Origin of the sequence: Vibrio sp. SCSIO 43132 (genome assembly GCF_019904195.1) — a bacterium.
GTDB classification, from domain to species: domain Bacteria; phylum Pseudomonadota; class Gammaproteobacteria; order Enterobacterales; family Vibrionaceae; genus Vibrio; species Vibrio nigripulchritudo.
This window is the reverse complement of record NZ_CP063199.1, coordinates 218118-231369: the sequence shown is the minus strand read 5'-3', so window position 1 is coordinate 231369 and position 13252 is coordinate 218118. Positions and strand designations below refer to the sequence as shown.

Here is a 13252-nt window from a genome sequence, read left to right as displayed (position 1 = left end):
CTCTTTATGGATTTTCTACAAGCGCAAATTGATATTGTAGTATACAACGTTCATTACCTTTAACTGGCGAGCTTCCTCTATGTAAGCCAAACGTATCTTCAAAAATCATGCTTCCTTTATTACCTAAAATACCAACTTCTGGAACATGAAAACCATTTTTTTCCAAGTCTTCATCGGTAAAACGACCAAATGAAAGAAGTCTATTAACTCTATGTGAGCCTGCACTGTAATGGTGTGGTCCACAATTTTCATTGACGTCAGTCAAATAGATAAAACACTTTAAGAAGAATATGTTATCAATATCTCGATGCCACATTTGTGCTTCTCTTTCTTCCCTATCAGAGAAACTCCACCAAATCTGTTTGTTTTGAATTTTAGGTGTACGACCGAAGTAATCGATAACTGCAGGGTGATTTCGAATTTGCTCACCAATTTTATCTGTAATTTGGTGTAGCTCATGGTCCATTTCGACTAGCGCTGTATTAACATTCTCAGGTATATTTGAGTAACTATATTTCTGTCCACTTCTAGACCACTGATCTAGCATTGGTAATTGTTTCGTTTTCTCTAAAATGCCATCTATATCGATTGTTATTCCTTCATCTTCAACGTTAGTTATATAGTTCCCTTCCTTTAGAATATTTTTTGCTTTGCCATTCAAATCTCCTTTTTTTATAAAGTTTAAAGCTATCATATTATTTATAGCTTTCCTAATTGACCAAGGAATTGGTAGCCTTACTGCTTTGAAGACTAATTTTTCTTTTAAAGTTCTAGTTTTTATCATTTTTAATCAAACTCCTGTATTTTTTAATTCCAAGGCTGCCATTATATTTATTGGTCCAAACATCTCTAATCGCATCTCTTGACATACTTTTTGTGAGTGATAGCTTCTCATTAAAATCACTAAAGCTCTTATGATTGAAAGTAACTCCAATCCCATCTTTCGACAACTCCCTATGAACTGCAATATTAGACATAATACTTGGAACACCGTGCATTGCAGCCTCAATACAGACCGTAGGTATCCCTTCAGCGAAAGAAGGTAATACCAACGCGTCAAATTGGGAAAAGTACATATGTGCATTATTTTTTCTGCCTAGATATATGATATTGTCCTTTGCTTCAATCATATTCAAGACATTGCTCTTTAAATGACCATCACCTATGATCACTAGGCACATACCTCCTTTTATATTTTCAATAAGTTTCAAGATATTTTTTCTTTCATCTAGAGAGCCACAAAACCCAACAATAGTCCTGTTTTTATTTTTATTAAGGAAATCAATATATCTTTCATCTGGGTTTATAATTTGGCAATCTGACTTTCTCCAATTCCTAATTACATAACTACTTTCATTCTTTAGCTTATATTTATAATATCTCTGCATCGCATTAGAAATGAATACCCTTTTATCTATCCGATTAACAAAGAAAGACCATAGTAAATATGATATTTTAGATTTAAAGACCCCGTAATCAAAAGCTAAAGCATGCTCAAAAAAACTGTGTATTGTTGTGACGGTCTTAGCTTGGGTGAAAATTGAAATCAAGCCGCATATAATATCAGGTCTCAATGTATGAGAGTGAACAATGTCGCTTTTGTTAAGTTGTAAAATATCTTTTAGAGTAAACCTACTACACGGTATGCCCTCGCTAGAACCAGTTATTGTCTTATTAAGAGTTTTTATCTCAACATCCATTCCGGATGCTTTGAGCCCTTTCGCTATCTCCCTAGCAATTATTACTGGACCAGTCTCTTCCAATCTAGGCACCAACACTATATACCTAGCCATTCGTAAAAACCTCTCCCGCTTCGACGTCATTTCGAACCACTGAGCCAGCACCTATTATAGCTTTTTCACCAATAGAAACACCGGCAAGTATAATTGCATTAGCGCCAATCCAAACACCATCAGAGATAAAAATATCTTTAGATTTATGCTCTCTTTTAATAGAATGACGATTCAGACCAGCAGTTTCAATAATTACGCCTTGTGATATCGTAACATCATTCCCAATTACAACAGAGCTATGAGCTCCAATTGAAACACCTAATGATATTCTGACATTATCCCCAAGAGTTATATTTTCCGGATACTTATAGTAAAAATCGTGCGAAATATACCGACAATCATATTTTCCAAATTTAGATTTTATCTCGGCTCTTTTAATTCCTATGTATAGTAGCTTTAGAAAACTCTTTATTTTAAGAATAGGTTTTACAAACAAATAAAATTTCATTTAAGCTACGCACCTTTCGATAAAAAATGCTTCTGCATATGGCAATCCATGTGTCAATCCCCTATATTCAGCTAAAGCTAGTACACTCCGATAACATCGGCTATGAGGACTAGGTCTCATCTCCTGCTCATAACATTTTAATGCATCTATCTTCCTGTCAATTTGGTTGGTTATATCAACTATCCTTTGTGGCAAGAACTGAGGTGCACTCTTTGAATTCCACTCTGTCGCAGATAACACTTCGAAACAATAGATCTCCTTTACACTACACCACGCTTGCGGGCGACAGGCGGTCATCACTGCTTTGTGTGTAATCTGGTGATCAATATTTAGATCTCCAGCAAAATGGGTATAGATAATATTCGGAGAGACTTCAGCGAGTACTGCTTCAACTTGTTTTGTCACAGATAATAGAGGAACGCTATCCATTTGGTTATCGGGAAAGCTAAACCTGAATGCTTTTTTAACACCAAGTACTGACAATGCAGCCTCTGAGGCTTCATGGCGCTCATCACTGCCATCAGCACTTCCTCTTGCAGTAACGCCATCTGTCATGAAAACAACGAATACATCATCTCCGCTGTCAATGTGCTTAGCGATGGTGCCAGCACACCCCAGCGCTTCATCGTCAGAGTGTGCTGCAACAACAAGAACCGTGTTTTTACTCGCCACGTTCAATGTTCTCCCAAGAGGTCGCGTCACCAAAATCAACATTCACTTTGACTGACTTTCCGATGAGCTCCTCAAAGTACTTCGGAGGTAACCCGTACCCAGGGCGTACTCTTCGGATATGCTCTGGCGTGATCTCTTCACCCACTTTCAAAGGTTTTACGAAGTAAATGGAACGTCGAAACTTCATACTTGCTTCTTCAACCGGCTTACGCTCGTAGCCTGCTTTACCAATCGCTTTCCAAGCAGATTCAGTATCCAAGCACAAAGTCTTCAGCTCCTCAGGCTCAAGTGAGAACTCAGAATCAGGCCCCTTATCTTCACGGCTAAGAGTGACATGCTTTTCAATTAGGCTTGCCCCCATAACAATCGACGCAACTGAGACAGCTGTTCCTAATGTGTGGTCAGAGAGTCCAACAACACAATCAAACTCTTTAGCGATATCTGGAATGGTCGCAAGGTTGGCTTGATCAACGGGTGACGGGTACCCACTAATGCAATGCAAAACAACCAACTCTTGGCATCCATTATCTCGTGCCGTGCTCACAGCCTCAGCGATCTCTTTGTAGTTGGCCATACCAGTAGACATAATCATTGGCTTGCCTGTTTGAGCAACACGCTTGATCAACGGTAAATCGGTGAGTTCAAATGATGCAATCTTATAAGCTGGCGCATCGAGCTCTTCCAGCAAATCCACAGCTGTTTCATCAAATGGGGTAGAGAAAACTGTGATTCCTACTTCTCTCGCTTTCTCAAACATCGCTTTATGCCACTCGAAAGGAGTATGCGCCCATTGATACAAATCGTAGAGTTTATATCCGTCCCAAAGACCACCTTCTACCTGAAAGTCCGGTTTGTCACAGTCGATGGTCATAGTATCAGGAGTATAAGTTTGTAGTTTTATAGCGTCTGCACCTGCACGCTTCGCCATCTCTATTGTTTCAAACGCTCTATCGATCGAACCGTTATGGTTTGCAGATAACTCAGCAATGATGTAGGGCTTGCTGTTTGGGCCAATGGTGCGCCCTTCAATTTTAATTTCTTTCATATTACTTACTCAAATTACTCTTCATGATACTCACACGAGCGTGCAATTGACCGTGTTCATCTATCTCTGCTTGACTGAATTCTAAACGAAAATCACCATGCTCCAAAAACGCCATCGGATAGGTTTCGGCATCTAACATGCGAATATGGTCATATACGTTGTTAATATCCCCTTCACTTGGCAGTACACTCTGCTCCGACGTCCGTCTTTTAAACAAGGTGACTTCACCTTCTTGATCTTTCGGCTCTGGCTCATCAGTGGCAATATCTCGTGCCAGCTCAAGCATCAATGGTGCCATTCGATGGAAAATGTCTTGGGCCGTCCCCTCCAAAGAAAGCGGAAGTTTACGATAAACAGGACCAGCATCTAACTCACTTACCATCCTAAGTGCACTCAGCTTAGTTTCGGTGTGCCCTCTTACAATCAGGTTTTGTAAAGGACTACCACCTCGCCCATAAGGAACATCGGCCATGTGGAAACAAACGCACTCCCATCGTTCAAGTATTGCGCTTGGTACAATCCAACTCCAATGAGGGAAGAAGATGTAGCGTGGGTTTAACTTCTCGAGTAATTCTACTGTCAACTCAGTTTGATCGGTAACTAAATGCCAGTTACCAGGAAGCGTATCTTTTACTTTTTGAAATTGTTCGATGTTCCAAGGTTTTATGGTGGCGACAAGGTAATTATTCGACGTCATATTCTGAAATCTCGATTTTGTATTTTTTCCCGCGATGGTGAAAGAACGCAGGAAAATTATCATTATCAACAGTTCGTAATAGATCAAACTGTTGCTCTAGCGTTTTCTCAATCGACAACTCACTATCGAGAGGAGTACGTCGGGCGTAAAAAGATTCCACGCCATGCTGTTTGATAGGAGTAATGCTCTGAGAGTCATTTAGAAACTTGATGCACAGAGCGAGTGTGGCTTGCCCTTGCTTAGCTCTCCACTCATGGTACAACTCATTTCCAGTAAGTGAAAAGTTGTCTTGAAGCCAAATATCCCCACTGTCTGCAGCTTCTGATGCTTCTATCAAACAAATGGGGATATCATGTTTCCCTTCAATGATCTGCCATGCTACCGGTGCAAAGCCTTTACCTTCTGGAAGGGCACTTTCATGCACGACGAGACTCAGCGCACTTTTTTTCAGATTTTCCGGACTCACCAATTGAGTACAACCAATAAAAAAACTGACATCACTTTGAACCAACTGATGCTGATTGCGTGCAAAAGTTACGTCCAGTCCCATCTCTTTGCAAGTCGTCACCAACTGTACTGCATACGGGAGTATCCACGAGTCATTATCAACCAATACATTGACTGTGTTTATGTTGTTCATTGCGTTAAAACTCCTACCACGCGTTGAGTACCAAGCCCATCACTCACTTTAAAACAGCTTGCGACCATTTTACTGTATGTGTTCGTATCAAAGGTCTGATGTAATAGTTCTTTTATGTCCTCTGGTTGATCAGTGAGTTCAAAAACAGAAATCGCACCAAATTGGTTGAGCATCGACAAGATAGTCTTTTGATTGCTCGCAAAAGCAACCAATATACTTGGAAGACCCATTGCGCAACGCTCCCAAGAAGCCGTCCCCGCTGCGCCAAAGCACACGTCATGCTCTAGCATTAGCTCAGCAACATTAGACACACCAGAAAGAATCTCTACGCGACTATCGGATCCAAATGTCTGCTCTATCGCCTCACGATGAGGTGCAGTAGGACCTAACACCACGGTGATTTTTGAAATTGAAGATTCCGGCTGTATGGCATTTAACACCGTCGCCGTCACATTTAGGTGATCAGTCCCACCCATCATCACGAGAATACGCTTTGCTGCCTCATCAAAGCCCAAACGACGAACATCTCTAGCTTCAGAGCTAAATAAAGCAAACTCAGACCTGAGCAACGCAAATTGAGTGCCTAGCATTAATTGGCAATGCTTAGGAACAAGCGAGGAATAATCCGAATTTAAACGCATAAATGTCTGATCTAAAAGATAGTCACACTCGTGGTCTCTATCTGCTAAATCATCAATAACAAAAATCTTCGTTGCGTCAGAGTGCGCTTTAACTACCTTGTGCCACTCTCTGTCGATACCGTAATGGTCAACAATCACCAAATCCGGGGCTTTCTCGAAATATTGCTGGCTCATTGCAATGGTTTGTCTTGCATCAACTTGTTGAGAGCCACCTAACCATTTTGAGTGATCGAGAGTGCCCCGTTCGTTTTTACTATCGACAGGGAGTAGCCGTACTGTAAACTCTTCATTCTCTAGATGGCGAACAATGTTTCCATCATGATCTTTACAGACAAAAACAATCGTATGCCCTGCCGCTCTGAGCGCCCTAGCGAGCGTCAGACACCGCATTACGTGGCCTGTACCGATTTCTACACCTGAATCAGCTCGAATGAAAATATTCACTCAAATGCTCCCTGTGAGTGAAGCACATGGTACATTGACTCCGCTCTAACCCAATCTTCTAGCGTATCTATGTCTTGCACAAAGTGTCTCGGTAGCACTATAGGAGAAGTGGTGCCCGAAAAAAGGGGAGCATCCTGCAGAAATGCTTGTGCCGTACCCCAATACACTTGTCCGGCATCGTGAAACATCTCTGGTAAATCTTGAGAACGTGTCATTCGATGTTCGGGCTCATTCAGCTCCAACATCTCTGCATCATTTACCCTGGCAGCTCGCTGAATAGGAAAAGGAAAGGACGTCACTGTCACTGCATAATCGCCGCCGCTTTTTGTCAAGGTGCTCAGTCCACGATTTAACGTTTTAGAAGTCACAAACGGCGCGGTTGCATAGATACAACAAACCTCACCATCAGAGATATTGAGCCTACGCAGGACATCTGCAACTACCGCATTAGTCCCCGTGAAATCATCGGCCAGCTCCGGAGTTCGAATAAAAGGAACTTCAGCGCCGTGATCTCGGGCAACATCAGCGATCTCCTGGTCATCAGTAGATACAACCACTCTATCAAAGCAACCTGCGCCCAATGCCGCTTCAATCGAGTACGCAATAATAGGCTTACCATGAAACAGTTTAATGTTCTTTCGAGGGATCCTTTTACTGCCACCTCGAGCTGGGATAACGGCTATTCTCATCATTACTCCACTAAGATTTTCGTCAAGACCTGAACAACCTCATCTTGCTGTAGTTCGGTCATGGCATGGAACATAGGAAGGGAAATGGCTTCTTGGTAGTAACGCTCAGATTCTGGGTAGTCACCAAGTCGGTGACCTTTCGCTTGATAGTAAGGCTGAGTATGCACCGGAATATAGTGTAAGTTCACACCAATTCCATTTGCACGGAGTGCGTCGAACACCTCACGATGCGACAACTTAATTTCATCGAGTTTTAACCTGATGACGTATAGGTGCAGACCCGAGTAGGTGTTCTCAAGTTGATGAGGAAGCACCACCGGCAAGCTTGCCAATTTTTCGTAGTAGCGCGCAGCCAATCGATGGCGAGCAGCAACAAATTCATTAAGACGCTGCATTTGAGTAATACCAAGCGCCGCTTGAAGCTCAGTCATACGATAGTTAAAACCAAGATCGACCTGCTGGTAGTACCAACCTCCATGGCTTTCACCAACCATTTTCTCGGTATCACGCGTTATACCATGACTGCGCAGAAGCGCCATTTTATCGGCAAGCACTTTGTCGTTAGTAACAGCAGCACCGCCTTCGGCAGTCGTTACTATTTTTACGGGGTGGAAACTAAATACCGTAATATCAGAGTAGATGCAATTTCCAATCGGCTCATCATGGTATCGACCACCAATAGCGTGTGAAGCATCTTCAATGACTTTAAAACCGTACTCATTAGCTAATTTACCAATCGCAGCCATATCACATGGCTGTCCACATAAATGCACTGGGACAACCACTTTCGGTAACCTACCTTCAGCTTTTGCTTTGATTAGCTTCTCTTCAAGGCGCGTAGGACACATGTTATAAGTTGCTGGGTCAATATCAACAAAATCAACTTTAGCACCACAATAAAGGCCGCAATTTGCAGAGGCCACAAAAGTCACAGGCGTTGTCCACAAAAAGTCTCGATCACCTAGCCCTAAAGCTAAGCAAGCGATGTGCAAAGCTGATGTCGCACTATTGACTGTAAGTGCATACTTAGCACCTGTATGTTCAGTTAGCGACTTTTCAAACTCAGGCACCTGTGGGCCCTGAGTGAGAAAATTAGACTTTAAAACATCAACTACACTATCAATGTCTTGCTGTGTAATATCTTGTTTGCCGTAAGGGATCACTTTGCATCTCACACTGTAAAGTTTGGTTCAACGTGCTCTTTAATCAGTTCACGCAAGCCTTCAATGGTTTCCCATTCAGTGTTGGTTCCTGAGTTATACTTAAAACCAAATGGGACCTTTTCCGCTTTATGATGATCAATATATTGTTCTTCAGTGTAGGTAAACGACACTGACGGAAGGATGGCGTAATAACGACCAAGATCTATTGTGTTTAAAGAATCGGTATCAGTAATCATCTCTTCATGAAGTTTCTCACCAGGACGGATGCCAACCACTTTTATCGGTACACCTGGCGCAACAGCTTCAGCAATATCAAGAATCTTATAAGATGGAATTTTGGGGATAAAGATTTCCCCACCGAGGTGGTTCTCTAAAGCATACATAACCATATTCACACCATCTTGAAGAGAAATATTGAAACGAGTCATCTCTTTATGAGTGATTGGTAATACACCTTCCGTGCGCTTACCTAAAAAGAATGGGATTACCGAACCACGAGAACCCATCACATTACCATATCTCACAACACTAAAACGAATATCTTTCGAACCTTTAATATTGTTAGCCGCAGTGAACAATTTGTCTGACGCAAGCTTAGTCGCACCATAAAGGTTAATTGGAGCACAAGCTTTGTCTGTAGAAAGCGCTACAACATCCTTAACGCCACAAGTTAAAGCAGCATTAATCACATTTTCTGCTCCATCTACGTTTGTGCGTATACACTCTGTTGGGTTGTACTCAGCTGTATCAACTTGCTTAATCGCAGCCGCATGTATAATTACATCAACGCCTTCACATGCTTGTACCATTCGGTTGCGGTCACGGACATCACCAATAAAGAAACGTAATTGTGGGAAATCTTTTGACGGGTACTTTTGCTTGAGTTCAAACTGTTTGAGCTCATCACGAGATAAAATTATGATCTTCTTAACATTCTGGTAACGCTCTAGTATTGTCTTAATAAATTGCTTACCAAATGAGCCTGTTCCGCCCGTAATTAATACTACTTTATTATTTAACATTTAAATTTCTCTAATTCGGTTATCTATTTACCAGATACCTTTTGTATCAACTAGGTATCTCAAGCTAGGTTTTAGCATAATGAATTTATTATGATCGACAAGTAAGACATGAATATCTGCTATCGCTAATGCTTCATTTATATCAACTAAATCTACATTTTCTAGGTCCAACTCCGTTATATTAGGTTCAACAGCTACAACCGTCCCCGAATGCACCTGCGATAAGCTTTTAGTGATATCCAAAGCAGGACTTTCTCGTAAATCATCAATATTAGGCTTAAAAGCCAAACCATAACAGGCTATTGTAATATCTTTTGTCGTTTTATCAGCATTCTCTTGCAGGAAGTCTGCAATAGCCATTTTGGTCTTATCGACAACCCAACCAGGCTTGCTGTCATTAACTTTACGTGCCGTATGAATAATCTGAGCTTCTGCTGGTGTTTTTGAAACGATAAACCATGGATCAACAGCAATACAGTGGCCACCAACACCTGGACCTGGTTGAAGGATATTCACTCGAGGGTGACGGTTTGCCAGTGCAATCAACTCCCACACATTGATATCTAACTTATCACAGATAACAGAAAGCTCATTTGCAAATGCAATTTGAACATCACGAGAGCTGTTTTCGGTCAACTTCGCCATTTCTGCTGTTCGTGCGTTGGTGACAACACATTCGCCTTGAACAAATGTTTGGTACAATTCAACTGATCGTTGTGAGCATTTAGGTGTAAGACCGCCAATAACGCGGTCATTTTCAACTAACTCTCTCACTACATGGCCCGGTAATACACGTTCGGGACAATGTGCGATATTAATGTCTGCATCTTCACCGTGGGTCTGTGGGAACGTAAGATCTTCTCGAGCTTTAGATAACCACTCAGCCATTTGCTCTGTTGCACCAACTGGTGAAGTCGATTCTAGTATAACTAAATCACCTTTCTTCAAGACAGGAGCAATTGCCTTACTTGCAGCTTCAATATAGGAAAGATCAGGAGCAGGGACTTCACCTTCTTTACAAGGTAAGAAGGGAGTTGGAACCGCAATGAGAAACGCATCCGCTGCTTCTGGAGTTGTCACCGCTTTTAGATAGCCCTCTTTGACTGCAGCATTTACGATCATATCAAGCTCTGGCTCTACGATATGAATTTTACCTTGATTGATAGTGTCGACAGCATGTTGGTTAACATCAACACCAATGACCTTTTTTTTGCGTGATGCGAACATTGCTGCAGTTGGCAGACCAATGTAGCCCAAACCTACAACTGATATCGTTTCAAAAGACATATATACTTCTCGTTAAATTATTTTGCTAGAACATCTAGAATTCGTTGGCATGCTTTTCCATCACCGTAAGGGTTATGCGCAAAGCTCATTTCCTTATACGCCTGCTCATTTTGAAGCAAAGTCGTTAAACCTTTAACGATTCGATCTACATTGGTACCAACCAATTTGACCGTACCTGCCTCTACCGCTTCTGGACGCTCTGTTGTATCTCTCATAACCAATACGGGCTTTCCTAAAGAAGGAGCTTCTTCTTGGATACCGCCCGAGTCGGTAAGAATAATATGAGATCTATTCATTAAGTAAATAAATGGCAAGTATTGTTGAGGCTCAATCAAATGTATATTGCTTATTCCTGCAAGAATTCGATTGACAGGCTCACGTACATTAGGGTTCAAGTGCATTGGATAAACGATTTGAGCTTCTGGATGCTTCTGCGCAGTATGGGCTAACGCTTCACAAATACGCTCAAAACCACCACCAAAACTTTCTCTTCTATGCCCAGTAACGAGTACCAACTTTTTATCTTCGTGAAGAAATGGAAATTGCTCAGATAGGTGCTGCTGAAGGGTATCATTATTATCGATTTTTTCTTTGACCATCAAAAGAGCATCAATAACAGTATTCCCTGTCACTGAGATGTTCTCTTCATCAAAGTTTTCTTTCAACAAGTTGTTTTGTGAAGTCTCTGTAGGGGCAAAGTGATATTGAGTTAGCGCTCCCGTCAACTTTCTGTTTGCTTCCTCTGGCCAAGGAGAGTAGATATTTCCTGTTCTTAATCCAGCCTCTACATGACCAACAGGAATTTGCTCATAATATGCAGCAAGGCTCGCTGAAAATGTTGTTGCTGTATCACCATGAACTAATACTACATCCGGTTTAAACTCTTGTAATACTGATTTTAATTCTAATAAAATTTGTGCCGTAACATCGTTTAGTGATTGCCCAGCTCTCATTAAGTCCAGGTCATAATCTGGCTTGATTTCAAATAGTTCAAGCACTTGGTCTAGCATCTCTCGATGTTGAGCCGTTACACAACACTTTGCTTCAAATCTTTTATCATCAGATAAAGCATGAACCAAAGGTGCCATCTTTATTGCTTCAGGTCTCGTGCCAAAAACACTTAAAACTTTCTTTTTAGACATGGAGTTACCACTATTTACTATTTGGGAGGACTAACAGAATATATCTTTATATACCCGTGATCATTAAAGGTGCTTGATTTTCTTCGAATAGAGGATCATGCTAGCAGCAATGAAAATTACTCTGACCAATCAACAGAAGCAAGAACTCAAAACCCAACATAGAACGACTCGTGGTGCACGAGTTCGTGACCGTATAAAAGCAGTTATCCACGCGAGTAATGGTTGGAGTCCCGAGGAAATTGCTGATGCACTTCTTACTCATGAATCCACTGTTCGACAACATATCAAAGATTACCTGCAATCGAACAAGCTCAAGTCTGAAAAGGGCGGCTCACAAGGTTATCTGTCTGCTCATCAAACCCTAGAGTTGGTTCAGTATCTAACTGAAAATACATACCACCATTCACACGACATTGTGGCTTATGTACTGGAACGTTATCGGGTTCACTACAGTGTTCCTAGCATGAATAAATGGCTTCATCACAACGACTTCAGCTACAAGCAACCTAAGGGGATTCCTCACAAGTTTGATGAGGGTAAACAGCAAGCGTTTATTGAAGATTATGAAGCCCTTAAAGCGAGCTGTGGTAAGGATGAGTCGATAATCTTTATTGATGCTGTTCATCCAACTCTTTCGACGAAAATCTCACATGGTTGGATACGGACAGGTCAAGATAAAGTGTAGGAAACGACAGGGAATCGTAGCCGACTGAATCTTGTTGGTGCGCTGAACCTATCGGATATAGGAGCGACCACTATTAGGTCGTGTTGATCTTTGCTGCACATTTCATGCTCAACAATACATCGGTAGCCACATTAACATGAATGCCAGCGATAACATGCTGGCATAATTCCTTTCTAGCTCGTCATATCTACTTGAAATTGCTCGATAATGCTTAATTCTCCCAAAGGCATTTTCGACCAAGTGACGATACTTGTATAGACACCAATCCATACTGTCTTTGTCTATATCTTGTCCGTAATTGCGTTTAGCAATTACCGTTTCTCCGCCACGTTCCTTAACAAAAGTACGGAAAGGTTCGCTCTCATACCCTTTATCACAAACGATGGTATTAACTTCATCGAGTTGTTCAACTAAGCTTTCGGCATGCACTATATCGTGGCGTTGTCCTTCTGATAAATCAAAGCAAATCGGCAGACCACCACCATCCACAGCTAAGTGAACTTTGGTTGAGTTGCCCCCGCGACTTTTTTCCTATTTGCTCTGAGCTTTCAGTAGCTGTACCTGTGCTATGCTGATGCGCTCGAACTATAGAGCCATCAAGAAAGACCCATTCAAAATCAGCCATACTAGATAAGACTTTGAAAAGCTTATCTAAAATTCCTTTCTTTGACCAAAGATTAAATCGTCTGTAAACGGTACTTCACTCTCAGAACTCAGAGGGTAGATCTCGCCAAGGAATACCTGTCCTCATAAGATAAAGTATTCCTTCAAATGTCATTCGATGTTCAGTTTTATCTTAAATACGACCTGTACTTTTCATAACTTGGAGTAGCAGTTCCCATCGAATATCAGTTAGCATTGTTCTTGGCATGGTATTGGTTATG

At 41.5% G+C, this 13252-nt stretch carries 13 protein-coding genes and 2 pseudogenes; 1 reads left to right on the top strand and 14 read right to left on the bottom strand.

The features are described from left to right. Positions 1-4 precede the first annotated feature (4 nt). Genes INR79_RS01055 through wecB form a run of 13 tightly spaced genes read right to left on the bottom strand, consistent with a single transcriptional unit; the run spans position 5 to position 11683 of the window. The gene (locus tag INR79_RS01055) at positions 5-784 is read right to left on the bottom strand and encodes a hypothetical protein (RefSeq protein ID WP_223095639.1); all 780 of its coding nucleotides are present in this window, start codon (positions 782-784) and stop codon (positions 5-7) included. Continuing rightward, positions 771-1763, bottom strand: coding sequence for a glycosyltransferase family 4 protein (locus INR79_RS01050; protein WP_223095637.1), 993 nt, complete (start codon positions 1761-1763; stop codon positions 771-773). Before INR79_RS01050 ends, INR79_RS01055 begins: the two co-directional genes overlap by 14 nt. 22 nt (positions 1764-1785) lie before the next feature. Beyond that, positions 1786-2241 (bottom strand): acyltransferase, encoded by a 456-nt coding sequence (locus INR79_RS01045; protein WP_223095635.1) that lies wholly within the window; start codon positions 2239-2241, stop codon positions 1786-1788. Further along, positions 2242-2913 carry a PIG-L deacetylase family protein gene (locus INR79_RS01040; RefSeq protein ID WP_223095633.1) on the bottom strand — a complete coding sequence of 224 codons (672 nt, stop codon included), beginning with the start codon at positions 2911-2913 and terminating at the stop codon, positions 2242-2244. It lies immediately after the preceding gene. Beyond that, on the bottom strand, positions 2903-3958 hold the full coding sequence (gene pseI, locus INR79_RS01035) for a pseudaminic acid synthase (protein WP_223095630.1): 1056 nt from the start codon (positions 3956-3958) through the stop codon (positions 2903-2905). The genes INR79_RS01040 and pseI overlap by 11 nt, the downstream gene beginning before the upstream one ends. Before the next feature lies 1 nt (position 3959). Next, complete coding sequence (locus INR79_RS01030) at positions 3960-4655, bottom strand: hypothetical protein (protein ID WP_223095628.1); 696 nt, start codon at positions 4653-4655, stop codon at positions 3960-3962. Further along, positions 4642-5295, bottom strand: a complete 654-nt coding sequence (locus INR79_RS01025; protein ID WP_223095626.1) for a formyltransferase family protein — start codon at positions 5293-5295, stop codon at positions 4642-4644. Before INR79_RS01025 ends, INR79_RS01030 begins: the two co-directional genes overlap by 14 nt. Then, positions 5292-6380, bottom strand: a complete 1089-nt coding sequence (pseG, locus tag INR79_RS01020) for a UDP-2,4-diacetamido-2,4,6-trideoxy-beta-L-altropyranose hydrolase (RefSeq protein WP_223095624.1) — start codon at positions 6378-6380, stop codon at positions 5292-5294. Before pseG ends, INR79_RS01025 begins: the two co-directional genes overlap by 4 nt. Further along, on the bottom strand, positions 6377-7069 hold the full coding sequence (gene pseF / locus INR79_RS01015) for a pseudaminic acid cytidylyltransferase (protein WP_223096932.1): 693 nt from the start codon (positions 7067-7069) through the stop codon (positions 6377-6379). Before pseF ends, pseG begins: the two co-directional genes overlap by 4 nt. A gap of 2 nt (positions 7070-7071) precedes the next feature. Beyond that, positions 7072-8232, bottom strand: coding sequence for a UDP-4-amino-4,6-dideoxy-N-acetyl-beta-L-altrosamine transaminase (gene pseC / locus INR79_RS01010; protein WP_410482889.1), 1161 nt, complete (start codon positions 8230-8232; stop codon positions 7072-7074). A gap of 8 nt (positions 8233-8240) precedes the next feature. Next, a complete protein-coding gene (gene pseB / locus INR79_RS01005) occupies positions 8241-9254 on the bottom strand; it encodes a UDP-N-acetylglucosamine 4,6-dehydratase (inverting) (protein WP_223095620.1) in 1014 nt (337 codons plus the stop codon). 27 nt (positions 9255-9281) lie between these two features. Beyond that, positions 9282-10541: a UDP-N-acetyl-D-mannosamine dehydrogenase gene (wecC, locus tag INR79_RS01000; protein ID WP_223095618.1), complete on the bottom strand. Its 1260-nt coding sequence runs from the start codon at positions 10539-10541 to the stop codon at positions 9282-9284. Positions 10542-10558: 17 nt separating this feature from the next. After that, a complete protein-coding gene (gene wecB, locus INR79_RS00995) occupies positions 10559-11683 on the bottom strand; it encodes a non-hydrolyzing UDP-N-acetylglucosamine 2-epimerase (RefSeq protein WP_223095616.1) in 1125 nt (374 codons plus the stop codon). Between the two features lie 109 nt (positions 11684-11792). Between wecB and INR79_RS00990 the strand changes: the two are divergent. Further along, positions 11793-12443: pseudogene (locus tag INR79_RS00990) on the top strand (IS630 family transposase); the annotation flags it as partial. A gap of 33 nt (positions 12444-12476) precedes the next feature. On the opposite strand, the pseudogene INR79_RS00985 reads toward INR79_RS00990, so the two are convergent. Further along, positions 12477-13239 (bottom strand): annotated as a pseudogene (locus INR79_RS00985) (IS5 family transposase). Positions 13240-13252: the final 13 nt, after the last annotated feature.

Excerpts from the sequence above, each read along its gene's own strand:
- INR79_RS01055 (WP_223095639.1), bottom strand. The coding sequence starts at position 784 with ATGATAAAAACTAGAACTTTAAAAGAAAAATTAGTCTTCAAAGCAGTA.
- INR79_RS01045 (WP_223095635.1), bottom strand. The coding sequence starts at position 2,241 with ATGAAATTTTATTTGTTTGTAAAACCTATTCTTAAAATAAAGAGTTTT.
- pseI (WP_223095630.1), bottom strand. The coding sequence starts at position 3,958 with ATGAAAGAAATTAAAATTGAAGGGCGCACCATTGGCCCAAACAGCAAG.
- INR79_RS01030 (WP_223095628.1), bottom strand. The coding sequence starts at position 4,655 with ATGACGTCGAATAATTACCTTGTCGCCACCATAAAACCTTGGAACATC.
- INR79_RS01025 (WP_223095626.1), bottom strand. The coding sequence starts at position 5,295 with ATGAACAACATAAACACAGTCAATGTATTGGTTGATAATGACTCGTGG.
- pseF (WP_223096932.1), bottom strand. The coding sequence starts at position 7,069 with ATGAGAATAGCCGTTATCCCAGCTCGAGGTGGCAGTAAAAGGATCCCT.
- pseB (WP_223095620.1), bottom strand. The coding sequence starts at position 9,254 with ATGTTAAATAATAAAGTAGTATTAATTACGGGCGGAACAGGCTCATTT.
- wecC (WP_223095618.1), bottom strand. The coding sequence starts at position 10,541 with ATGTCTTTTGAAACGATATCAGTTGTAGGTTTGGGCTACATTGGTCTG.
- wecB (WP_223095616.1), bottom strand. The coding sequence starts at position 11,683 with ATGTCTAAAAAGAAAGTTTTAAGTGTTTTTGGCACGAGACCTGAAGCA.